Source organism: Streptomyces sp. NPDC017940 (genome assembly GCF_044328435.1).
Classification (GTDB): domain Bacteria; phylum Actinomycetota; class Actinomycetes; order Streptomycetales; family Streptomycetaceae; genus Streptomyces.
The window spans coordinates 377,276-400,374 of record NZ_JBIRHJ010000004.1; the positions used below are offsets into that span (position 1 = coordinate 377,276).

Below are 23,099 nucleotides of genomic sequence, written 5' to 3' on the forward strand. Positions count from 1 at the left end.
GTCAGCCCGGCGTCCGCGCCCGTGCGCAGAACTTGCGCGCGAGGCCGAGTGCCTCGCCGAGGCTCTGCGGGTACACCACGCCGTCGGGCAGCCGCGCCCCCGCCCAGCCCGGTCCCGCGACCATGAGCAGGGCGCTGTGCCTGGCCCCCGGCACGCCCCAGCCGATCTCGTCCAGGTGCCGGACCAGGGGCACGCTCGCGGTGGTGCGCGACTGGGACCACAGGACCACCACGGCGGGTCCCGCCCGCCGCACCGCCTCCCGCAGGGCCGCCGCCGGTACGGCGCCGCCGAACATGCGCACGGGTACGCCGTACTGGGCGAGGCCCGTGGTGAGGGCCTCCATGGGCAGGGTGTGCAGTTCGCCCGGGACGCCCGCGACGAGGACGGGCGGCCCCGAACCGGCCGCTGCGCGTGCGGCGGGGACGCGGCGCAGCGCGGAGGAGATGTGCCAGGACAGCAGGTGCTCGACCTCCACATACCGCTCTCCCGAGGTCTCCCACTTGCGTCCGACGGCTCTGAGGGCGGGCATCATCACCTCGTCCCAGGCCGTCACCAGGCCGTGCGCGGCGAGCACGGAGTCGAGCAACGCGTCCACCGTGGGCGAGTCGAGCCGCACGGCGGCCCGGGCCAGGCCCCGGCACTCCTGACGGACCCGCCCGAGAGGCAGCGGGCCCCAGCCGCCGCCGGGCGAACCCGTACCGTCCCCCTCGGAAGGGCCCTCCGCCGTGTCGCGCGGTGCGGTCAGGGAGGCGGCGCGGGCGGCCTCCGCCGGTGGCACCCCGGACGACGTGAGCCTGCACATCTCCTTCAGCACGGCGATGTCGCGCGGGCCCCAGCGCCGGTGCTTGGTGCCCGCACGCCGGTCGGGCCCGATGCCGTAGCGCCGGTCCCAGGAGCGCAGCGTGGTGGGGGCCACGCCCAGCATCCGCGCCACGGCGCCGGTGGCGAGGCCCGCGGGGGCGGCGGGGAGGGCCGGGTCCGCCGGGGGATGGTGTCCCGTTCGCGGAACCCCGTTCGCTTCCGGGGTCCCGGTGGCTTGCGGGACTCCGGTGGCTCGCGGGGCCCCGGTGGCTTCCACGCCCGAGTCCGTTTCCCTGTCCTCGACCGTTTCCACTCCGTCGACCGTTTCCACGCCGTCGGCCGTCTCCGCGCACTCGACCGCTTCCACGCCCCCGTCCGTTTCCGCGCACGCGACCGCTGCCATGTCCCCGACCGTTTCCATGTCCTTGACGATACGAGATGAGACGACGCAAGAACGATGCGTGTTGCCGTGTCGCGCGGGCCCGTAGGAATGTCGCCGACAGCGGGAGGCAGGCCGCGCACCGTCCGGGACCGCCGGGCGGTGGCGCCCGCCGGGCCCTCCCGTGTTCGCCGATGTGAAGGAGTCCTCGTGGGGGTGACGGCAGCAGTGCCCGAAGGGGGTGCCGTACGTGCGGCGCCCGCGCCGGTCGTGGCCACGGCGGCGCGACAGGCGGGCGCCGAGGCGGATCTGTCCGCCGCGCTCGTGGCGGGCGACCCGGACGCGCTCGCCGAGACCTACCGGCGCTGGGGCGACCCCGTGCACGCGGCGGCGGCGCGCTCGCTCGGCGACGCCCGCGAGGCCGAGGACGTCGCGCAGCAGGTCTTCCTCGCGGTGTGGCGGGGACGGCACGGATACCGGCCGGACCGCGGCGCGCTGGGCGCCTGGATCGTCGGCATCACCCGCAGGAAGGTCGCCGACGCCCTGTCGGCCCGCACCCGCCGCCGCGACCTGCTCGCCGCCGTGGCCGAACGGGCGGACACCGCTCCGCCGCCCGCGGGCGATCCGGAGACCGTCGTCGACCGGGTCCTCGTCCGCGAGGCACTCGCCCGCCTGCCCCTGCCCCAGCGGCAGGTCCTCGCGCTCGCCTTCCTCCAGGACCTCACCCAGACGCAGGTCGCGGAGCGCACGGGCATGCCGCTCGGCACCGTCAAGAGCCATATGCGCAGGGGGCTGCGGCGGTTGCGGCAGGCGCTCGACCCGACCGGGGCGGACGACGCGGGGCGGGCCTGTTCGAGCGACTTCGCGTGATCTCGTACGGCGGTACGTGTTGACGATCTTGTCCCTGGCGACCGGTCGGGGCCGAGCCTCCACGAGGGGTCCGCTATGCATCCCGTGATCAAGCTGGGTGTCGCCGCCGCTGCGGCGTGTGCCGCTGTGCTCGGTGCCACCGGGGTGGCCGGTGCCGACGGCGCCGCGCAGGGCAAGACCCAGGGCTGGCCCGGCGCTGACACCCGCTGGTCCACGCCGTGCTCACCGGCTTCCCCGTCCCTCCCGACCGGGAGGGACAGGACAGGACAGGACAAGGCCGTAACGGACCTCCCGTCACGCCGCCTCGTAGTGGTGCGCGTGACCGCCGCGCCACTTCACCCACGCGGGGTCGTCGAGCAGGCCCGCCGCCTCCGGCAGGCCCGCACGCCGCAGGAACTCGACCACGTCGCCGTCGCTGTGCGCGAGACCGAGGATCTCTCCGCGCACGGTCACCCGACGGCCGCCCGTGCCCGACGGTGGATGCACGACTATCGGCGCTGTGCCGGCCATGCCTCCAGGGTGCCCGGTCATCGCCGCTTTCGCGATTGCAGGTACCAGGCCGCGGCGAGGCCGATGAGGACGAGGACGACGAGTATCTTCATGGGGCACTGGTGCCCGCTATCCCGAGAATGAAGCTCCCGGTGATCGAACTCACGCACGCGGTGGGGCGGTTCCCTCCGCGGGCCGTCGCACGTGGGGGTGGGTGGCTCCGTCGCCACGGGCGGCGTGAATGATCGACGGCATGCTCCTTGAGTCCCTGTCCGTCGCCGCGCTGATCGTGGTGCTGGTGTGTGCCGTCGTCCGTCCCTTTGGGCGGCCCGAGGCGGTCTTCGCGGTGCCCGCGGCCGCCCTCGTGATCGTCAGCGGGGCGATCCCGCTCGACGACGTGCGTGCGGAGGCCGGCCGGCTCGGGCCGGTGATCGGCTTTCTGGCGGCCGTACTCGTGCTGGCCGGGCTCTGCGCCGACGAGGGACTGTTCCGGGCGTGCGGCGCCTGGATGGCCCGGTGGGCGCGGCACCGCCCGCAGCGGCTGCTCGGGGCGGTGTTCGCCCTGGCGTCCTTGATCACGGCGGCGCTCAGCCTGGACGCCACGGTGGTCCTGCTGACTCCTGTGGTGTTCGCGACCGCCACCCGCATGGGCGCCCGGGCGAAACCCCACGCCTACGCGTGCGCGCACCTGTCGAACTCGGCGTCGTTGCTGCTTCCGGTGTCGAACCTGACGAATTTGCTCGCCTTCACCGCCACCGGTCTTTCCTTCACGCGTTTCGCCGTCCTGATGCTGCTGCCGTGGCTGGCCGCGATCGCCGTCGAGTACGCCGTGTTCCGCCGCTTCTTCGCCGCCGAACTCGCCGCGCCCACGGCGGCCGACGGAGAGCGGGCCCCGGTCCGGCTGCCCCTGTTCGCCCTGGTGACGGTGGTCGCGACGCTCGCCGGGTTCGCCGTCGCCTCCGCGGCCGGTGTCGACCCGGCGTGGGCCGCCGCGGCCGGTGCCCTCGTCATGGCCGTCCGCGCGCTGGCCCGGGGCCGCACCACCCCGGCGGCCGTCGTGCGGTCCGCCGCCCTGCCGTTCCTGGCGTTCGTCCTCGCGCTCGGCATCGTCGTGCGCGCCGTGCTCGACAACGGCCTGGGAGACGCGCTAGGCCACGCCCTGCCCGACGGCACCGCGCTGCCCGCGCTCCTCGGCACCGCCGCGCTCGCCGCCGTCCTCGCCAACATGGTCAACAACCTGCCCGCGGTCCTCGCCCTCGTCCCCCCGGCCGCCGCCGCCGGCCCCGGAGCGGTCCTGGCCGTCCTCATCGGGGTCAACCTCGGCCCCAACCTCACGTACGCGGGTTCGCTGGCCACACTCCTGTGGCGACGCATCGTCCACCACCACGACCACGAGGTCCACCTCAGGGAATTCACCGTACTCGGCCTGCTCACCGTGCCCCTGACACTGCTCGCCGCCACCTTGGCCCTGTGGGGGTCCCTACAGATCATCGGCACCTGACAGCGACAACGAACAGGGCCCCTACCCCCGGTTACCCCCGGTCCTCGCCCAGCATCGGCAGCAGTACCGCCGCCGACCAGCTGAAGTGCGGTGAGTTGAGCGGTGCGCCGGTCAGTGGGTCGTAGTTCTCCATGACGGGGCTCTCGGCTGCCAGGCCGTGGGCGCCGGTCAGGAGGCGGGTGGTGAGGGTGCGGGCGTCGGTGGAGTAGCCGTAGCGGCGCAGCCCGGACTCGGCGAAGTAGGCCTGGTCGAGCCAGACGGCGCCGCGCCAGTAGCGCTGCGGGGCGAAGTGGGGGGAGCTGCGCGCGACGGTGGGGAAGGGCACGGGGGTGGCGAACTCGCGGGGGTCCGTGAGCTTGTCGCGTACGGCGGCGGCCTGCGCGGGGGACGCGGTGCCGGTCCACAAGGGGATGGCGCCCTCGACGCCGCGCCCGCGCGCGGTGAGGCGCTCGCCGGTCAGGGCCGTGTCGTGGAACCAGCCGTCGCGCGCGTCGTACATCCGCTCGCGGACGGCGCGGTGGGTGGCCGCGGCCCGGGCACGCCAGCGCCGCTCGCCCGCGCCGTCGCCGAGGGCCCGCGCGATGGCGGCGAGGTGCCCCTGGTCGGCGGCGAGGTAGGCGTTGAGGTCGACGGACTCCTGGGTGAGGGAGTAGCCGGTCACCGTGCCGGAGGCGTCACGGTTCGCGACGACGGCGGCACCGAGGGCGGCGTCGAAGCGCGGCGCGTTGTCCATGCCGCTCTCCCAGGCGGCGGCGAGCCTGCGCTGCTCGGCGCTGTCGTTGGCCGGGTCGACCGTGGCGCCGTACTCGGCGAGCCCGTCGTGGTCGTGGTCGCGGTTGCGGTACCACCACGCCTGGTACGCGGCGAGCTTCGGGTACATCTCGCGCAGGAAGGCCCGGTCGCCGCTCCTGCGGTAGACCTCCCACACGGCCCAGGCGGCTAGCGGCGGTTTGCTGTTGCGCTCGTTCCAGTTGCCGCCGCCGTCGGACGTGTCGTTGTAGAAGACGGCGTCCGGGACCATCCCCGCGTCCTGCGGCCTGATCGCCGACGTGGGCCGGACCTGGTGGTCGAACATCGCGCGGATCTGGGACTTGGCCAGGCCCGGGGCGAACCTCGCGGTGCCGACGGCCTGTTTCCAGGTGTCCCAGGCCCAGAGGCCGCCGGCGAACCACTTGTAGGAGAGGGAGGGGCTGATGGCGTCGTGCCGGATGCGTCCGGCGGCGGAGCGCCAGTTGGTGACCAGCGTCTCGAGGGACTTGACGGCCAGTCGGCGCCGGGCGGGCGGTACCGAGGCGGTGACCCCGGCGACGTAGCGGCGCCAGCGGGCATCGCCCGCCGTCGCGGTGGCGGTGGGACGGCCGAGGACGCGGCGCACGGACGCGGCCTCGCGGGAGCGTTCGGCCGCGGTGAAGGTGTAGCTCTCGGTCCAGTCCAGGGTGCGCGACGCGCCGGGCGCGAGAGTCACGGGCGCGGCGAGTTCGGTGCGGTAGGAGTCGCCCGCGAGCCTCGTGCGCACGGGCTCGCGGTGGGTCACTTCGAAGCGTTCGGTGCCGTCCGTGAGGTAGTCCCACTTCTCGCGGACGCGGGCGAAGCCGACGGCGACTCCGCGGGCGGTCGCGGTCAGCGCGGGCGCGTCCCGCTGGGGTGGCGCGTCGGGGCGCAGCAGGGTGCCGGTCCACCCCGCGCCGAGCGTGCGCGGCCGGGGCCCGGTGTTGCTGACGCGGGCCCGGACGAGGGCGGTGCGGTCGGTGGCGAAGCGCAGTTCCAGGGTGAGCCGCAGGCCGCGCGGGCGGTAGACCTGGCGCAGCGTGCCGGGCAGCGAGGTCAGTTCGGGCGTGCCACCGGCGGCCAGGTCGAGGTCGGCGCCCGCCTCGCTGAGCCGGATCCGGCTGAAGGACTTGCTCAGCCACCACGGGTATTCCTGGGCGATGTACAGCGGCCCGGTGAAGCCGCCGTACGACGCGGGGTCCGCGGCCGAGGGCAGCGCGTAGGCGTGCCAGGCGCCGCGGTCGGCGAAGACACCGACCGGGTTGAACTCGCCGGGCTGCGCGGACGCCGGGACGCCTCGCAGGTCGAGGACGTTCGCGTACGCGTCCGGAGGAAGCTGGGCGTGCGCACCCGGGGCCGCCGTCCCCTGCCGCGCGGGGCCCTCTCGCCCGGGTGCGGGCGGCGACGCACCGGCGGCGGGGGCGACACCGACGACCAGGGTGAGGGCGAGGACGGTCAGGACACGCGGGGAGCGAGGGCGCAAGGGTGGGCTCCGGCTGTTCGGGGGCGCGAGACCTGAGGGTCAGGGCGCGCGGGGGTCCTGGGGCTGCACGCGGGAGTGGGGGTGGACGCAGGTACGGGTACCGGGGCTGGGCGCGGGCGGGGGGAGTCGGGAAGCGCCTCCAAGGGCGGAGAACGCGTGTCGCCTCCGCGCGGTGATCCGCGCGGAGGCGATACGGACATCGGCGGCCCGGCCGCCAACGATGGTGCGTCGGGAAGGGGAGTGCGGGATCAGACGCCCGCGATGCTCTGGATCCAGGACCGGTACGCCGTCACGTTCGTGTACGCGGTCGTGGTCTGGCGGTCACTGGTGGAGGCGACACCGACCTGGACGCCGCCCGCCATCATCGGACCCCCGGAGTCGCCGCCCGCGGTGATGCCGTTGCCGCGGCGGGCGCAGATGGCCTGGCCCTGGTAGGCGTCGGTGCAGCCGCCGGTCACCGTGACGTTGGCGACCTTCAGGAGCCGGGACTGGCAGTTGATCTCCGAGCCGCACTGGGAGGTGGCGCCCCAGCCGTACACCTGCACGGACTGGCCCACCTGCACCGAGCCGGGCTGGCCGAGGCGCGCGTAGGTGGCGGAGACCGAGCGGTCGAGCCTGACGAGGGACAGGTCGGACGAGGCGTGGTTGTGGATGCTGACGCCGTTGGCGGTGGTGCCGCCGGTGGTCTGGTCGAGGCTGCCGATGCGGAACGAGAGGCCGCCGCCGCTGACGCAGTGCTTGGCGGTGAGGATCCACGTCGGGGCGACGATCGTGGCACTACAGGTCTGCCGGCCGTTGGAGAACAGGCGGGCCGCCCAGGGGGCGTTGCTGGCGTAGCCGCCGCCGATGATCGGCTGTGCGGAGGTGCCCTTCGCCACGACGGGGGCGGGGGCGGGCTGCGACGTCTGCGCCATCGCGGTGGGGGCGAGCCCGAGGACGGCGAGAGCGGTGGCCGCGAGCGCGGGGACGAGTCTGGATATTCGCACGGTCGTCTCCATTGTGTGGGGGATGGAAAGTCCTTGATGAGGACTCAGCCGCATAGGTATGCAGCCGCGGTAAGCGCACGACAGGCGGGTGGCCTGGCGCGTGCATGCCAGTTCGGCTGGGGCGAATGTGGCAGACGAGATGTGATCAACGCAAGAGGTTGAGCGTCGAAACTCCGCAATCCCTTTACTCGGGGGCGGAGTTGCGTCCACCCGGCGGCGGCGTCGCGTCCATGGCGCCGCCGAGCGGCCGGGGGTGACGGTCACCCTCCGCGCCACACCCGTCACCGTCCGCGCCTATCCGCGTAGAGTTGCACTTGCAGACATACCCAAGCTCATTTTTTCTGCACGGAAGCCGACATGCAGAAAGATCTGCGGTGCCAAGGGGTGCCCTGCGTAAGCCTGTTCGCCGCGCACGTCGCGGAGTCCTCAGGATTAGCCCGTGCGGTGAGGGGTAAACGGGAGTAAGTCCCCGCCGCGCTCCCCCGTCGCGGCGGGGACCTCGTGCGGTGGTACGGCCTGCGCACTGCTCGGCGGACTCACCGTGGTGACCGGCCAGGGCGCGGCGCTCGCGGCGGGCGACCGGCACCTCATGGAAACCTTCGGCACGGACGTCACCGAGGTGGTGTGCGTCGTGGCGGGAGCCGCGGGGGTCTGCTCGTTCCCGCTCCTGTACGTACGGCACCGCGGCACCGGCGACCAGGACGACGGCCAGGACGACGACAGGAGCGTCTGGGACTGAGCCGGCCGGGTGCCTGGTGGGGCGGGCCCGTAGTGGCAGGTGTGTGAGGCCGCTGACCTGGGGCACACGGGTGTCGGACCGAGTCCGATTCGAGACCCTGGGGAGCAGTCACGCATGAAAGCATCGAAGATCGCGTACAAGCCGGTCGGTCTCGCCCTGGGGGCCGTCAGCGGCATGCTGGCCGGGGCGGTGTTCAAGCAGGCGTGGAAGAAGCTGGGGCACGACGACGACGCGCCCGACGCCACCGACGAGGACAGGACCTGGGGTGAGGTGCTCCTTGCCGCCACCTTGCAGGGAGCGATCTTCTCCGTGGTCAAGGCCGCGGTCGACCGCGGTGGCGCGGTCGCCACGCGCCGGGTGACCGGCGCCTGGCCGGGCTGACGACTCGGCCGACCGGTTCGTTCGACCGGTCGGCCGAGCCCCGTTCTCCCTACGCCTTCCCTGCGGCCTCCCTGGGGCTGCTCAGGGGCTGCTCCGAGCCCGGGCCGTGCCTAGGTCGCGCGCCGGATGGGCGCGATCGTCCGGGCCGTCTTGTCGGTGCTGAGGAAGTCCAGGACGAGGGCGTTGACCAGGTCCGGCTTCTCCTGGGTGAGGAAGTGCGAGGTGCCGGGCACCACGGCGAGTTCGGCGTTCGGCAGGGCCTCGTACATCTCGACGGCGTGCCGCATCGTCACCAGGTCGTCGTCGGAGAACAGCACGAGCGTCCGCGGGGTCACGATGGCCAGGTCCGAGGCCTGGAGGTCCGGCTCCCGCGCCGCCATCTCACCGATCTTCGTGGCCACCACCCTGAAGTGTTCGAGGCCGTCGGGCGACACCTCGGCGTACGTGGGGCCGAGGAACTCGAAGATCGCGTCGACGTCCCACTCGGCGTCCGGCGCCGCTTCGCCCGCCTTGTTGAAGCCACCGCTGATCAGCACGGCGCGCTTCACCAGGTCGGGCCTTCGCATGGCCACCAGCATCGCCACGAGCGCCCCGTCGCTGTGCCCGACCAGGTCCGCGGGCTCGCCCACGACCTCTTCGAGGAACGCCACGGTGTCGTCGGCCATGAGCTGATAGGTGATCGGCCCCTCGACGTCCGGGGTGTGACCGTGCCCTCGGCGCTCGGGCGTGTAGACGTGGAAGCGCGCGGCCAGCGGTTGGAGGTTCGGCTCGAAGAACCGGGCGTCCACGAGTCCGCCGTGCAGCAGCACCAGCGGCTCCCCCTCGCCGTGCTCGTCGTACCAGGTCCGCACGTCACCGAGCTGGACGTATGTGCCCATGGGTCCCCTCCGTCGTCTCCGTCGCCAGCATCATCGCAGCGCCCTTGGCGACGGCGGGAGCGGGACCCCGTACACGGTCATGAGCGTGCCGTACGTACGTTGCTGCAAACGGCCGAACCCGCTGTTTCATCCGATGAACGGCGGGGACGCGGTCACCATGGTGCAAATCGGATACACGATGATGACTGAGCAGGCGGGGCCGCGGGAGCTCGTCCAGCACGTGGTCGGTGCCGAAGAGGCCGGGTTCGACTTCTCGGTGACGAGCGACCACTACTTCCCGTGGCTGCGTTCGCAGGGACACTCGCCGTACGCGTGGACCGTTCTCGGCGCGGCGGCCCAGGCCACCTCGCGCATCCCGCTGATGACGTACGTGACGTGCCCGACCTTCCGCTACCACCCCGCGGTGGTGGCGCAGAAGGCAGCGACGCTCCAACTGCTCTCGGAAGGAAGGTTCCGTCTCGGCCTCGGCTCCGGCGAGAACCTCAACGAGCACGTGGTGGGCCGCGGCTGGCCCGCCGTGGACGTGCGCCACGAGATGTTCGAGGAGGCCGTGGGCATCATCCGTGCGCTGTTCGACGGCGGCCACGTCACCCACCACGGCAAGCACTACGACGTGGATTCGGCACGGCTGTGGGACCTGCCGGACGCGCCGCCACCCATCGGGATCGCGGTGTCCGGCGAGCGGTCCTGCAAGCTGGCGGGGCGCCTCGCCGACCTGGTGATCGCCACGGAGCCCAAGTCGGAGCTGATCACCTCGTTCGACCGGCACGGCGGCTCGGGGAAGCCGCGCGTGGGGCAGCTGCCCATCTGCTTCGACACCGACCGGGACGCGGCGATCGCGCGGGCGCACGACCAGTTCCGCTGGTTCGCCGGTGGCTGGAAGGTGAACGCGGAGCTGCCCCACCCCGACTCCTTCGCCGGCGCCACGCAGTTCGTGACGCGCGACGACGTCGCCGAGTCCATTCCCTGCGGCGACAACACCGAGGACTTCGTGGCCGCCGTACGGCCCTACGTCGAGGCCGGGTTCACGGAGGTGGCGCTGGTGCAGGTCGGGGGCGACTCCCAGGAGCCGTACCTGAAGTGGTCGGCGCAGACGCTGCTTCCGGCGCTCCGGGACGCCTTCGGCTGAGCCCGGGCCGGTTCCCGGCGCCGCATCGCAACTCGGGACGGGTTGTCCGGCGCACACGGGGTACCCGGTCTGCGTAACGAAGAAGAACGCGGCCCGCGCAACCAGACGGGACGCGAGCAGGACGCAAGAAAGCACGAGAACCGATCACGTCCGCGGCGACGGACGTAGAGGAGGCACGCTGATGAGCACGGTCACGGAATCTGTGGACGTCGAGGTTCCCGCTCGCACTGCCTACAACCAGTGGACGCAGTTCGAGGAGTTCCCCCACTTCATGGAGGGCGTCGAGAAGGTCGTCCAGCTGGACGAGCGACGCAACCACTGGACCACGAAGATCGGCGGGGTCCGGCGCGAGTTCGACACCGAGATCGTCGACCAGCTGCCGGACGAGCGCATCGCCTGGCGCACGACGAGCGGTGACATCAAGCAGATGGGCATGGTCCGCTTCCAGGCCCTGGACGCGGTGCACACCCGCGTGGAGCTGGTGATGGACATCGAGCCCGGCGGCATGACGGAGAAGGCCGCCGACACGATGGGCATCATCGACCGCCGGGTGAAGGGCGACATGCAGCGCTTCAAGGAGTTCATCGAGGGCCGGTCCCTGGAGACGGGCAGCTGGCGCGGCCGGATCCGGCCCGAGGACATCTGACACCCCGTCGAGGGCGTCGGCCGTGGTGTGACGGCCACGCCGACGAATCCGGGCCCGGGGCCGCGCGGCGAACGACCGCGCGGCCCCGAGTCATGTGCCGTCGCGGGAACCACCGGGCGCCGGGGTCATCAGGGAGGACAGGGCCGCGGGCAGCGACCTGCGCCACTGGCGGCGCATCAGCACCACTTGCAGCCGCAGGGTGGCGAGCCACACCCGCAGAAGCAGGCGCCTGCCGCGCGACCGCGCCCCCGCGTGGTCCGCGGTGGCGGTGTCGTGGTCCGCGGTGGCGGTGTCGTGGTCCGCGACGGCGATGTCGAGCCGGTCCACCGCGTCCTGGTAGTCGTAGTACTCGCCGAAGCCGGCGGTGAGGACGCGCTCCACGACCGCGCGCGTGTGGAACTCCGCGTCGTCGCCGGTGGGCAGCGCGCGGACGGCCTCCCGGTAGATCACCCCGTCCTCCGGGCGGTCCCACTCCCAGCGCGCGGACGCCGTGGGCATGGGTGTGGGCGTGGGCGTGGCCGTCGTCGTGGCCGTCGTCGTCGGATCCACCGGTGCGTACCCCTTGCCTCGTCCTTACGCCGTCCGGTCAGGACATGGCGGCCCGTGCCACCTTCGGCCCCAGCCAGCGCTTGAGCCGCCGCAGGGCGTCGAGGCGGCCGACGGCCTTGTCGATGCCGTAGTACAGCTGGGGCGGCACGTGTGGCAGCAGGGGCGAGTGGCGCTGGCCGAGGAGGGCGAACATCCGGTGCGGCGGGAGGCCCATGTAGCGAGGCAGGTGCTCGTACCACTGGGCGCTGAAGCGGGCGGCGCTCTGGATCGGCAGGAGTTCGGACTTGCGCCGCTGTTCGTAGGCGGCGAGCGCGGCGGGCAGGTCCGGGTGCTCGCGCAGCGCGCGGGCGAGTGCCATGGCGTCCTCCATGGCGAGGGTCGTGCCGGCGCCGATGGAGTAGTGCGTGGTGTGGGCGGCGTCGCCGACCAGGACCACGTTGTCGCGGTACCAGCGCCGGTTGGTGAGGGTGCGGAAGGTCAGCCACTGGGGTCTGCCGTCGGCGTCGGCACGGCCGATGAGGGGGTGTCCTTCCAGGAGGTCGGCGAAGAGCTTCTCCAGGAGGGCGAGCCCGTCCGCCTCGTCGGCGCGGTCGAGCCCGAGGCCCGCCCAGGTCTCGGGGGCGCACTCGACGACGCAGGTGCTGCCCTCGGCGCCGTAGCCGTACGCGTAGCACCAGACCCAACCGTGCTCGGTCTGCACGAAGGAGAAGGTGAAGGCGTCGAAGACCTTGGTGGTGCCGAGCCAGGTGTAGTGGTTGCGGCCCGCCCTGACCTCCGTGCCGAAGTGGTCGGCGTCACGGGTCCGCAGGGCGCTGTGCAGGCCGTCGCCCGCGACGATCAGGTCGGCGTCGGCGGGCAGTGCGCCGGGGGTGGCCTCCTGCGCGAACTCCAGGCGTACGCCGAGTTCCCTGGCCCGTCCCGCGAGGATCTCCAGGAGCCGATGGCGGCCGATGCCGAAGCCCTCGTCACCGCGGTGCCGTGTCGTCAGGTCCCGCACGCCGTCCCGTACACGGGCCACCCCGTCGCTCCAGCGCACCGAGTGTTCGGCGACGGCTCGCGCGGACTCCGGATCGTGCTCCCCGAGCTTGTCGAGAAGCCCACGCCAGTAGGTGACGCCCCACCCGTAGGTCGACCCTTCCGGGTTGCGCTCGTACACGGTGACCTCGGTGGCCGGGTCCTGACGCTTCAACAGGATCGAGAGGTACAGGCCCGCGGGCCCGCCTCCGACGCAGACGACCTTCACGCTCACCCCTGTACGTCGTACATGTTGATCGAGATTGGCGACCGCGACGGAGCGTAGCAGCATGAAAGGGAAATTTTCGTACATACGTGATGTAAGTCCGGTCGGATCACCCTGAGTCCGCACCGGCAGCCACCCCCCCCCTCGGCGGCTTGTCGCCGCGCCTCGTCGCCGCACCCGGGTCCCGCCGCGCCCTGGAGAGGCGCGGACGGTCCGCCATTGACAGACACATCTGGCCTGATCAATCATCACCACGGGCGGCGGCATGGGCCGTTGGAACAACCGGCGCTCGGTATTCGCGTGACTACGCGTAGGGACATCCCACCCCCCTTTTCCGTCACCCCTGCGAAGAGGCCCGCGATGCGTCCGCGACAAGTCCGCGAGTGGAAGAGTCAGCTTTGTTCGCGAACCAGGACCCCGGCGTCGAGGGCCGGCGGACAGAGCAGCACGCACCGTTCCCGAAGGACGGGCTCGCCGCGGCCGTGCTCACGCGGGCCCGCCGCCACCCCGAGGCCGTCGCGCTCGTCGACGGTGGGCGGACCCTCACGTACGCCGAACTCGACGCGGTCAGCGCGGCGGTCGCCGACAACCTGCGCGGCCACGGCCTGCGTCCGGGGCAGGCCGTGGCGGTCTGCCTGCCGCGCTCGTGGCAGCTGGTCTGCGCCATGCTCGGCGCCCTGCGCCTCGGCGCGACCGTCGTCCCGCTCGACGCCCAGAGCCCGCCCGCGCGGCAGGGCCACATCCTTACCGACTCGGGCTGCACGGCGGTGGTACACGGTGCCGGTGGCGTTGCCGGTGCCGGTGCCAGTGCCCTTGCAGCGGTGCCCGAGGGAGTGCGTGCGCTCGCCGTGGATCCGCTGCTCCAGGGCCGCCCCGACGGCAGCGGACCCCCTGGTGGCACCCGTCCCGCCGGCGGCACCGGCTCCCCCGGCTCCCCCGGCGACAACGATGCCACGGCCGCCCGCCCCGGCGTCTCCTTCGTCTTCTACACCTCCGGCAGCACCGGGCAGCCCAAGGGCGTCGAGGTGCGGGACGCCGGGATCCTGCGTCTGGCGCGCCCCGGCTACCTCCGGCTGAGCGAGGGCGCGCACTTCGCCTGCCTGTCCAACCCCGCCTTCGACGCGATCAGCTTCGAGGTGTGGGTACCGCTCCTGACGGGCGGCCGCTGTGTGATCCTTGGCGACGAGACGGTGCAGACGCCCGACGTCCTCGCGGCCGAGCTGGCGCGCCTGCGGATCGACGTCCTGTTCATCACCGTGGCGCTGTTCAACGCGATCGTCGACAAGGTGCCGCACTGCTTCTCCGGGATCGGTCAGGTCCTGGTGGGCGGCGAGCAGCTCAACGCCCGCCTGATCCGCCGCTGGTTCCGCGACAACCCCGAGAGCCGCACCCGCCTGCACAACGTCTACGGCCCCACCGAAGCCACCACGTTCGCCCTGTGCCACCCCGTCCCCCGCGACCTGGACAGCGAGGTGGTCCCGATCGGGCGCGCGCTGCCGGGCACCGGGGCGCTCGTGGTCGTCGACGGCACCCGCGCGGCGGCGCCCGGCGAGGTGGGCGAGCTGTATCTGTCGGGCGACGCGCTGGCGGCCGGGTACCGCAATCTGCCCGAGGAGACGGCGCGCCGCTTCGTCGACCTCCCTTGGCACGACGGCGGTGGCGGCGGCGAGGACGACGGCGGGAACGGCGGCGAGGACGGCAGCCGGAACAGCGGCGCGGACGGCAGCGGGAACGACCGTGCGCCGAGGCGGCACTACCGCACCGGCGACCTCGTACGCGTCGACACCGAGGGCCTCGTGGAGTACGTCGAGCGCGCCGACCGGCAGGTCAAGGTGCGCGGTTTCCGCGTCGAACCGGGCGAGCTGGAACGCCGGATCGTGGCCCACCCCGCCGTGCGCCAGGCCTATGTCTGCACCCGCCGCGACCCGGACGGCGTCCATGAGCTCCTGGCCTATCTGGTGCTCGGCGCGGAACTGTCGTACGACGACTTCGACCGGCATCTGGCCGCGAGCCTGCCCGTGTACATGCGCCCCCACCGTATCTACCGGGTGACGGCTCTACCGCTGAACGCCAACGGCAAGGTCGACAAGTCGGCCCTGTTGCGAAGGTCCGACGCGCCCTGGACCGCCGCCTCCGCCGCCACCGCCGGCGGACGGACCCCTGAGGACGCGGCGGCCGTCACCGGGCGGGAGCGTGCGGTGCTCGACCTGGCGGGCCGGGTCCTCGGTGCCGGCGACCTGCGCCTCGGTGACCGGTGGGTCGCCAGCGGCGGTGACTCCCTGAAGGCACTGCGTCTGCGCTTCGAGATCCGGCGGCGCTGGGGCTGCGACGTGCCCCAGGCGCTGATCCTGCGCGGGGACTTCGCCGAGCTGGCGGCCGCGATCGAGGCGGGCCGTGCCGGTGCCGAGGTGCCCTACCCGCCGGTGGCCGCCCCCGCCGGGGCCTCCTTCGCCCCCGCCACTTCCGAACAGCAGCGCCTGTGGCTGTTCCAGGAGCGCCGACCCGACTCCCGCGCCTACCACGTCCCGCTGTCCTTCCGCCTGGACGGCGCCGTCGACACCGCCGCGCTCCGGCACGCCCTGCGCACCCTCGTGGCGCGGCACCCGGCGCCGCGTACCGCCTTCGTGCCGACGCCCGCCGGGCTGCGGCAGGCGGTGGGCGACGCCTACGACCCATGGACCGCTCCCCCGGACGGAGCGCTCCGTTCCGGCGGCGACGAACCCGACGGCCATCGCGACTTCGTCGACGACTTCTTCGCCGCTCCCTTCGACCTGAGCGAGCCCCGCCTCCTGCGCGCCTGCTGGCTGCCGCGCCCCGGCGGCGGCGAACTCCTGCTGCTCCTGCACCACATAGCGGTCGACGGCTGGTCCCTGAACGTCCTGTTCGGTGAGCTGTCGGCGGCGTACGCCGCGTACACGCGGGCGCCGGGCCCCCACCCGGACGAGGCCGCGCTCACGGCTCCCCCGCCGGCCCCGACGCCGCTCGACCACGCGGCCTGGCAGGCCGAGTGGTTCACGTACGACGCGTACCACGCCCAGCGGGCCGCACTGCGCGAGCACTACGCCGGGTCGGCACCGGATTCGGCGCCCCTGGAGCCGGTCCGCGCGGCCGGGGACGGGACGGCCGTGCACCGGGCGGACGGGGGCGGAGCAGCCGGGGACGGGGCGGTCGAAGACGGGGCGGCCGGGGGGAGGCCCGACGCGTACGGCAGGCTGCTGCGCACCACGCTCGACGCGGACCGCACGGCCGCGCTCGACCGGCTCTGCGCCGATCTCGGCCTCACCCGCTTCCAGCTCCTGCTCGGCGTGTACGCCTGGTGCCTGTACGGCGTGACAGGAAGTACCGCGCCCCGCATCGCGGGCCCGGTCGCCGGAAGGCCGGTGCAGGAGTTCGAGGCGAGCGTCGGCATGTTCGCGAACACGCTGCTGCTGCCCCTTGAACTGTCGCCGCGCGAGCGGCTGAGCACCCTGCTGCGGCGGCACGCCGACGCCGCGCAGGCGGTCCTCGACCGGCAGGACGTCGCTCTCGCCGACGTCCTCGCCGACCGGGGGCCGAGCGCGGACCGGGCGCCCTTCGACTTCCTCTTCGTCCTGGAGAACACCGACTTCGGCGCTCTCGCCCTGCTCGGCTGCACGGTGCGGCCCCAGTGGCCGACGCCGAGCGAGGCGAAGTGCCCGCTGACCCTGTCGGTGGTGGAGCGCGGCACGGACGTCGACTGCCTGTGGGAGTACGACGCCCGGTACTTCGACGCCGGTGCGGCGACCGCGCTCGACGGACTCCTGCGCCGTGCCCTCGACCTGCTGGCCGCGGGCGCGGACCCCACCCTCGCCGACCTCGTGGCGCCCCACCGGCGCGCCCTGCCCGAGCCCGGCCGCGCCGCCGCGACGCCACCTGCCTTCACGACCGTCGCCGACGGCTTCGCCCGCCAGGTCCTGCTGACCCCCGACGCCCCGGCGCTCGCCTCGGCGGACCGTACGTTCACCTACGCCGAACTCGACGCGTACGCCGCCGCCCTGGCCGCCGAGCTGCGCCACGCGCACCCGACGCCCCCGGACGACGACGGGCCACGCCACGTGGCCCTGTACCTCCAGGCCTCGCCCGAGCACGTGGTGGCGCTGCTCGCCCTCGCGCGGCTGAACCTGACCATCGTGCCCCTCGACCCGTCCTATCCGCCCGCGCTGCTGCGGCAGATCCTGGACCAGGTGCGGCCCCTGTGCGTCCTGGTGCCGCCGCACTCGGACGGGGCGGACGGGCCGGGCGGGGCAGACGGGCCCGGCGGTGCGGGCGGGGCGGGCGGGCTCGACGCGTTCGCCCCGTCCGGGCTCACGCGGCACCCCGTCGTGCTCCCGGACTCCGTGCCGGTGACCGGCGCGGCGGCCGGAGCAGCGGCGGACCCCCTGCCTCCGCACGACGGCCGGCGGCCGCTTTACACCCTGTTCACCTCCGGCTCCACCGGCGTGCCCAAGGGCGTGCGGGTGCCCGACCGCACCCTGTGCAATCTGCTCCAGTGGCAGCGCGAGTCCGGCGGGCTCGCGGCGTCCGCCGTCACCCAGCAGTTCGCCATGCTGTCCTTCGACGTCTCCTTCCAGGAGATCTTCGGCACGCTGTGCGGGGGCGGACTGCTCCATCTCGTCCGGCCCGGTCTGCGCCAGGACGCGCCCGCGCTCCTCGACCGGCTCGAAGCCGCTGGGATCGAGCGCCTCCACCTGCCGTACGTGGCGCTCCAGGTCATCGCCGAGCACGGCGTCCGGCTCGGCCGCCGCCCCTCGCGGCTGCGCGAGGTCGTCACCGCGGGCGAGCAGCTGCTGTGCACGGACGCCATCCGCCGCTGGTTCGCGGGGATGCCCGGCGCGCGCCTGTTCAACCACTACGGCCCGACCGAGACCCACGTGGTCAGCGCCCTGCGCCTGGAGGGGGACCCGGCGAACTGGCCGGAGCGCCCTGCCATTGGCCGTCCGGTCGCGGGCGCCTGGCTGCGGGTCGTCGACGACGTCGACGAGGCCGTACCGCCGGGACGCCCCGGCCGCCTCCTCATAGGCGGCCCCATGGCGGCACCCTGCTACCTGGACGACCCCGCACTGGACGCGGAACGCTTCGTCGACCTGCCGGGCCTCGGCACCTTCTACCGCAGCGGTGACACGGCCCGCTTCGACGCGGACGGCCTGCTGCACTACCTGGGCCGCGACGACCAGCAGATCAAGGTGAGCGGCCACCGCCTCGAACTCGGCCAGGTCGAGGCGGCGCTCATCCGGCACCCGGACGTCGCCAACGCCGTGGTCGTACGGGACGACACCGACCGGCTCGTCGCCTGCGTGCGGGTCCGCGACGGAGCCGCCCCGAACGCCCTCACCCCGGCCGCCCTGTCCCGTCATGTGGCGCCCCTGCTGCCCCCGTACGTACGCATCGACCGCTTCCGGAGCCTCGCAGCCCTGCCGCTCACCCCCAGCGGCAAACTGGACCGGCGGGCGGCGCTCGACGCTCCCGGCGACGAGCTGCACCCCGGTGACGGGGCGGGCGGCGCCGGTTCCGGTCTTTCGGCGTACGAGGCCCGGTTGAGCGCGCTGTTCACGGAGGCGGTCGGGCTGCCCGTCGGGCCCGACGAGCGCTTCTTCGACGCCGGCGCGTCCAGCCTCGACCTGATGCGCTTCCAGCTGCGCTGCACCGCCGAGCCCGACCTGCGGTTCACCGTCCCCGATCTGTTCGAGCACGTGACGGTGCGACGGCTCGCGGCGTTCCTGGAAACGGCGTCGGCGCCCACCCGGGGTATCGAGAACACCCGGGGCACCGGGAACACTTGGGGCACCGAGAACACCCGGGACGCCCACGAACCCGTACCCGCCGACGAGCCCGTCGCCGTCATCGGCATGGCGGTCCGCCTGCCCGGCGCCGACGACCTCGCGGCCTTCTGGGACCTGGTGCGCACCGGTGCCAGCGGGATCGAGCACTTCGACGCCGCCGACGGCCTGGTGGGCGCGCGCAGCCAGATGTCGGGGCTGCTCTCCTTCGACCCGGAGCACTTCGGCATCAGCCGCCAGGAGGCGCGGCTCATGGACCCGCAGCAGCGGCACCTGCTGATGAGTTCCGTCCAGGCGCTCGCGCACGCCGGTGTCACCGACCCGGCCGGCCGGCGCGTCGGGCTCGTCGCCGGGTGCGGCGAGAACACCTACTTCCAGTCGCTGCTCCGCGACGGCGACCCCGAACAGCTGCCCGACAGCTTCCAGATGGCGCTCCACCACGACAAGGACTTCCTCACCACCAAGGTGGCCTACCACCTCGACCTGTCCGGCCCCGCCTTCACCGTCCAGGCCGCGTGCGCCAGCTCCCTGGTGGCGGTGCACGTCGCGGCGGGACTGCTGCGCCAGGGCGACGCCGACGTGATGCTCGCGGGCGGGGTGCTCGTCGACACGCTCCTGACCGGCGGCTACGCCTACCGTCCGCAGCACATCTTCTCCAAGGACGGGCACTGCCGCCCGTTCGGCGACGACGCCGACGGGACCATCGGGGCGAGCGGTGTCGGCGTGGTCGTCCTGAAGCCGCTGCGCAGCGCGCGCCGTGACGGCGACACCGTGTACGCGGTGATCACCGGCTCGGCCCTCAACAACGACGGCGCGGGCAAGCTCGGTTACAGCGCGCCCTCGCTCGCGGGACAGCGTGAGGTGATCCGCACCGCGCTGCGCCGCAGCGGCCGTACGGGCGCCGACATCGGCTACGTGGAGGCCCACGGCACCGGTACGCAGCTGGGCGATCCGGTCGAGGTCGGTGCCCTGCGCCAGGCCTTCGGGGTGCCGGACGCGGGCGCGGACGGTGCGGGCGGCTGCGCGCTGACGTCGGTGAAGAGCCAGATCGGCCATCTCGGCGCCGCGGCGGGCGTCGTCGGTCTCGTACGGGCCGCGCTGGCCGTGCACCACGGGGTGATACCGCCCAACGTCGGCTTCCGGCGGCTCAATCCGCGGCTCGGCCCCGACGCGGCCCCCTTCCGCTTCCCGGCCGCGGCACAGCCCTGGCCCGCCGGGCGGCCCCGGGTCGCGGCCGTGAGCAGCTTCGGCATCGGCGGCACCAACGCCCACCTCGTGCTCGAAGCGGCCCCCGCCACGGAGCCGGTGCCGGAGCCCGAGCCCGAGCCCTGCCTGGTGCTGTCCAGCAGCAGTTCCGCGGGCCTGCGCGCCGACGCCGCCCGCATCGCCGACTTCCTCGCGGCCAGGCCCGAGACGTACGACCGGGTCCTGCGCCATCTCCAGGCCGGGCGACCGGCGGGGCGGCGGCGTGCCGCGGCGGTCTGCGCCGACGTCGAGGCCGCCGTGGTCTGGCTGCGTACGCTGTCCACCACCGAGTCACCCGGCGTCGACACGACAACCGACGGTGCCCCGTACCCCACCGGGGAGGCGTACGCCGCCACGGACCGCCCGGCGGCCGCGGAACTCGTCGACGCCTGGCTGGCGGGCCGCACCGTCCCCTGGCCGCCGGGACCGGCCCAGGCGCCCTGGGACTTCCCGCCACCGGCCTTCCACCTCACCGCGTACGACTTCCGGCGCGCCACCCCCACCGACAGGGCCACCGAGGAGCACGAGCCGGGAGCCGGGCGACCGCAGCGGCTGCCCGAGGCCGACTGGCTGCACCAGCCGCACTGGGTGCGCCTCGGCCGCGCCCGCGTCCCGGCCGGTCCGCGCACGCCCGCGCTGCTCGTGGCCATGACCGCGGCGCCGCTGCCGCCCGAGGCGCTGCGCCCCTTCGAGGCGGCGTACGAGCGGGTGGTGCGGGTCAGCGCGGGCCCCGCCTTCGCGCGCCTCGCCGACGACGTCTACGAGGTGGATCCCGCCGAGCCCGGCTCGCTGCGGGAGTTGCTCACCACGCTCACCGCGCGCTCTGGGCTCACCGCGCTCTCCGGGCGCACGGCAGCGCAGCCGTCGGGGCCGACGGACGTCGACTGGCTGCACGCGCTGCCCCTCGCGGTGGCGGGCCCTGTCGGTGAGGACAGCGTCGACCGTGCCCGGTGGGCCTGCCTGGACACCCCTGCGGCCCTGGTCCGGGCGGCGGCCGACCTGCGGGACGTGCTGCGCCTGCGGCCCTGGTGGCTGTCGTACCGCGCGCAGCCGGTCGAAGGCGACGTGCTGCGACCGGAGTCGGGACTGCTCGCGGGCGCCGCGGAAGTACTGCCGCAGGAGTGTGCCGTCGACGGCCGCTGGCTCGACCTGCCCTCCGCCGACCCCGGCGACTGGGCGGCCGCCCTGGCCGCGCTGACCGCCCTGACCGCCCCGGCCCCGCCGCCCGCCGAGGCCGCTGCCCCGGCGGCGCTGCCCAGGCGGCTCGCCCTGCGGAAGGGGTACTGGTGGCGGCAGGCGCTGCTCCCCGTCCCCGCGGTGGCCACGCCCGAAGGACCCGAGGTGTCGGTGCCCGGTGCACGCACCGGGACCCATGTGGTGCTCGGCGGCACCGGCGGGATCGGCAGCGCACTCGCGGCCTGGCTGCTCGCGCACTCCGACTGCCGGGTCGTCCTCACCTCCCGACGGCCGCGGCTCCCCGCCGGCCTGGCGCCGTGGGCGGACCGCGTCGAGCTGGTCGAGGCCGACCTGGCGACGGAACCGCTCGACGTCGTCCTGAAACGGATCGAGGCCTGCGCCGCCCGGATCGACGGTGTGGTGCACGCGGCGGGCGAGGCGGGCGGCGGCCTCGTCACGCGGCGCGACGGTGCCGCGATGCGCCGGGCCGGAGCGGCCAAGCTGCGGGGCGCGCTCCTCGTGGAACGGCTCGTCGAGCGCCACCGTCCCGGCTTCGCCGTGTACTGCTCGTCGATGGCGGCACAGTTCGGAGGCGTAGGCCAGTTCGACTACGCCGCCGCGGCCGGTCTCCTCGACGGCTTCGCCCGGCACTGCCCCGACGACGCGGGGCCCACGGTGCGCCTCGGCATCGGCTGGGACATCTGGAGCGAGGCCGGTATGGCCCGCGACGCGCTGCCCTCCGACACCCGGCACCAGGCGCACCTCGCGGTGGGCCTCGCCGTGGAGGAGGGGCAGCGCCTCTTCGCCGGGGCGCTGCGCCTCGGTCTGCCGCAGCTCCTGGTGTCCACCACCGACATCGAGCGGGCACGCGACTTCTACGTACCGCCCGCGGACACCGCGGCCCGGCCCGCGGCCCGGCACGAAGCCACAAGTGAGGTCGCCGACCGGCTCGGCGACTGGGCGCGGTCCCTCCTCGACGTGGACGACCTCGACCCGGACGCCTCGCTGTACGACCACGGCGCCGATTCGCTGACGCTGCTCGACCTGATCGCCAAGGTGGAGCAGCACTACGGAGTCGACGTGGAGCTCTCCGAGCTGAGCCACCGCGTCAGCCTCAACGAAGTGCGCTCCCGCGTCGCGCGGCTCGCCGGTGCCGGGCCTGAGCAGCTCGTGTCCGTGGAGGTGTGGCAGGAGGGGACGGGCCGGGACCTGATCTGTCTGGTGCACCCGGTCGGCGGCGACATCCAGGCGTACCGCGCCCTGGTCTCCGAGCTGGATCCGTGCCTCACGGTGTGCCTGATCGCCGATCCGGCGCTGCGCCGGCCGGACCTGCCGCGGTGGTCGATCGCCGAGCGGGCCCGCCGCTATCACGCGGCGCTCCAGGCGCGCTTCCCGCACGACGAGTGGCGGTGGCGCCTGGCGGGCTGGTCGTTCGGCGCCTGGGTGGCACACGCCATGGCCGCCGACGCGGAGGCGTCGGGGCGCCCTGCCACCGGCCTGTATCTGCTCGACCCGCCGCCCCCGGGTGCCGCCCGGCACTTCCGGGCGTACGACGAGACGCAGTTCGAGGCGGTCTTCGCGCACGAACTGGGGCAGGGCGACACCGGGGAGGGTGCGGGTGCGCCCGCCGGTGCGGCCACCGCGTACGCGGAACGCCTCGCCCGCTGCTGCCGCGCCAACGTGGCGGGCATGGCGCAGCACGAGCTGCCCCGGCTCACCGGCACCCCCGCCCGGGTGTGGCTGGCGGGCCGCCCGGTGGCCGGTCTTCCGCCGCTCGGCCCGCCGGACGAGCAGGAGCGGTCCTGGCGTGCGGAGTTGCCGCTGCTCGGATCCTGCGACGTCCTGGACGCCACGCACTACGGCATCGTCGGCGCGCCGCAGGTGCGGGCGGTGGCCGCCACCGTCAACGCCGAGTCCCTGCCGGACCGGGCGTCCCGCTGAGAGGACACCCGTACGCCCGCCGTTCACACGCCGGAAGCTGATCCTCCGGTGTCTGCCGATACGATCACGTCCAGGCGGGCGCGGACCGATGCCCGCTTCTGTG

At 73.9% G+C, this 23,099-nt stretch carries 14 protein-coding genes; 7 read left to right on the forward strand and 7 right to left on the reverse strand.

Features of this window, described 5'->3' with window-relative positions; genetic code table 11:
* Nucleotide 1: 1 nt before the first annotated feature.
* The gene (locus tag ACH4DX_RS16045) at nucleotides 2-1,222 is read right to left on the reverse strand and encodes a MerR family transcriptional regulator (protein ID WP_398155518.1); all 1,221 of its coding nucleotides are present in this window, start codon (nucleotides 1,220-1,222) and stop codon (nucleotides 2-4) included.
* A 174-nt stretch (nucleotides 1,223-1,396) separates the two neighbouring features.
* On the opposite strand from ACH4DX_RS16045, the gene ACH4DX_RS16050 reads away from it, so the two are divergent.
* Nucleotides 1,397-2,050 (forward strand): RNA polymerase sigma factor, encoded by a 654-nt coding sequence (locus ACH4DX_RS16050; RefSeq protein WP_398155519.1) that lies wholly within the window; start codon nucleotides 1,397-1,399, stop codon nucleotides 2,048-2,050.
* Nucleotides 2,051-2,344: 294 nt separating this feature from the next.
* Here ACH4DX_RS16050 and ACH4DX_RS16055 read toward each other — a convergent pair whose 3' ends face one another.
* Nucleotides 2,345-2,560 (reverse strand): hypothetical protein, encoded by a 216-nt coding sequence (locus ACH4DX_RS16055; RefSeq protein ID WP_398118828.1) that lies wholly within the window; start codon nucleotides 2,558-2,560, stop codon nucleotides 2,345-2,347.
* A 232-nt stretch (nucleotides 2,561-2,792) separates the two neighbouring features.
* Between ACH4DX_RS16055 and ACH4DX_RS16060 the strand changes: the two genes are divergently transcribed.
* On the forward strand, nucleotides 2,793-4,040 hold the full coding sequence (locus tag ACH4DX_RS16060; protein ID WP_398155520.1) for an SLC13 family permease: 1,248 nt from the start codon (nucleotides 2,793-2,795) through the stop codon (nucleotides 4,038-4,040).
* A gap of 31 nt (nucleotides 4,041-4,071) precedes the next feature.
* On the opposite strand, the gene ACH4DX_RS16065 is transcribed toward ACH4DX_RS16060, so the two are convergent.
* Nucleotides 4,072-6,291, reverse strand: a complete 2,220-nt coding sequence (locus ACH4DX_RS16065; protein ID WP_398155521.1) for an MGH1-like glycoside hydrolase domain-containing protein — start codon at nucleotides 6,289-6,291, stop codon at nucleotides 4,072-4,074.
* Between the two features lie 248 nt (nucleotides 6,292-6,539).
* The gene (locus tag ACH4DX_RS16070) at nucleotides 6,540-7,289 is read right to left on the reverse strand and encodes a S1 family peptidase (RefSeq protein ID WP_398118822.1); all 750 of its coding nucleotides are present in this window, start codon (nucleotides 7,287-7,289) and stop codon (nucleotides 6,540-6,542) included.
* Between the two features lie 529 nt (nucleotides 7,290-7,818).
* Between ACH4DX_RS16070 and ACH4DX_RS16075 the strand changes: the two genes are divergently transcribed.
* Both ACH4DX_RS16075 and ACH4DX_RS16080 read left to right on the forward strand, forming a co-directional pair.
* Nucleotides 7,819-8,016, forward strand: coding sequence for a hypothetical protein (locus ACH4DX_RS16075; RefSeq protein WP_398155522.1), 198 nt, complete (start codon nucleotides 7,819-7,821; stop codon nucleotides 8,014-8,016).
* A gap of 114 nt (nucleotides 8,017-8,130) precedes the next feature.
* A complete protein-coding gene (locus tag ACH4DX_RS16080) occupies nucleotides 8,131-8,397 on the forward strand; it encodes a DUF4235 domain-containing protein (RefSeq protein WP_398118820.1) in 267 nt (88 codons plus the stop codon).
* 110 nt (nucleotides 8,398-8,507) lie between these two features.
* On the opposite strand, the gene ACH4DX_RS16085 is transcribed toward ACH4DX_RS16080, so the two are convergent.
* Nucleotides 8,508-9,275, reverse strand: coding sequence for an alpha/beta fold hydrolase (locus ACH4DX_RS16085; protein WP_398155523.1), 768 nt, complete (start codon nucleotides 9,273-9,275; stop codon nucleotides 8,508-8,510).
* A gap of 157 nt (nucleotides 9,276-9,432) precedes the next feature.
* On the opposite strand from ACH4DX_RS16085, the gene ACH4DX_RS16090 reads away from it, so the two are divergent.
* The gene (locus ACH4DX_RS16090) at nucleotides 9,433-10,404 is read left to right on the forward strand and encodes an LLM class F420-dependent oxidoreductase (protein WP_398118816.1); all 972 of its coding nucleotides are present in this window, start codon (nucleotides 9,433-9,435) and stop codon (nucleotides 10,402-10,404) included.
* 181 nt (nucleotides 10,405-10,585) lie between these two features.
* Entirely contained in the window at nucleotides 10,586-11,050 is a 465-nt protein-coding gene (locus tag ACH4DX_RS16095) for an SRPBCC family protein (protein ID WP_398155524.1), read from the forward strand.
* A 90-nt stretch (nucleotides 11,051-11,140) separates the two neighbouring features.
* Here the strand turns inward: ACH4DX_RS16095 and ACH4DX_RS16100 are convergent, their stop codons facing one another.
* Together ACH4DX_RS16100 and ACH4DX_RS16105 are read right to left on the reverse strand one after the other, a co-directional pair.
* Entirely contained in the window at nucleotides 11,141-11,599 is a 459-nt protein-coding gene (locus ACH4DX_RS16100) for a hypothetical protein (RefSeq protein ID WP_398155525.1), read from the reverse strand.
* Between the two features lie 37 nt (nucleotides 11,600-11,636).
* The gene (locus ACH4DX_RS16105) at nucleotides 11,637-12,848 is read right to left on the reverse strand and encodes an FAD-dependent monooxygenase (RefSeq protein WP_398155526.1); all 1,212 of its coding nucleotides are present in this window, start codon (nucleotides 12,846-12,848) and stop codon (nucleotides 11,637-11,639) included.
* 389 nt (nucleotides 12,849-13,237) lie between these two features.
* Between ACH4DX_RS16105 and ACH4DX_RS16110 the strand changes: the two genes are divergently transcribed.
* The gene (locus ACH4DX_RS16110; protein ID WP_398155527.1) at nucleotides 13,238-22,996 is read left to right on the forward strand and encodes an amino acid adenylation domain-containing protein; all 9,759 of its coding nucleotides are present in this window, start codon (nucleotides 13,238-13,240) and stop codon (nucleotides 22,994-22,996) included.
* Nucleotides 22,997-23,099 lie beyond the last annotated feature (103 nt).

Coding starts and splice junctions, on each gene's coding strand:
- ACH4DX_RS16045 (WP_398155518.1), bottom strand. CDS start 1,222: ATGGAAACGGTCGGGGACATGGCAGCGGTCGCGTGCGCGGAAACGGAC.
- ACH4DX_RS16070 (WP_398118822.1), bottom strand. CDS start 7,289: ATGGAGACGACCGTGCGAATATCCAGACTCGTCCCCGCGCTCGCGGCC.
- ACH4DX_RS16085 (WP_398155523.1), bottom strand. CDS start 9,275: ATGGGCACATACGTCCAGCTCGGTGACGTGCGGACCTGGTACGACGAG.
- ACH4DX_RS16055 (WP_398118828.1), bottom strand. CDS start 2,560: ATGGCCGGCACAGCGCCGATAGTCGTGCATCCACCGTCGGGCACGGGC.
- ACH4DX_RS16060 (WP_398155520.1), top strand. CDS start 2,793: ATGCTCCTTGAGTCCCTGTCCGTCGCCGCGCTGATCGTGGTGCTGGTG.
- ACH4DX_RS16080 (WP_398118820.1), top strand. CDS start 8,131: ATGAAAGCATCGAAGATCGCGTACAAGCCGGTCGGTCTCGCCCTGGGG.
- ACH4DX_RS16095 (WP_398155524.1), top strand. CDS start 10,586: ATGAGCACGGTCACGGAATCTGTGGACGTCGAGGTTCCCGCTCGCACT.
- ACH4DX_RS16090 (WP_398118816.1), top strand. CDS start 9,433: ATGGTGCAAATCGGATACACGATGATGACTGAGCAGGCGGGGCCGCGG.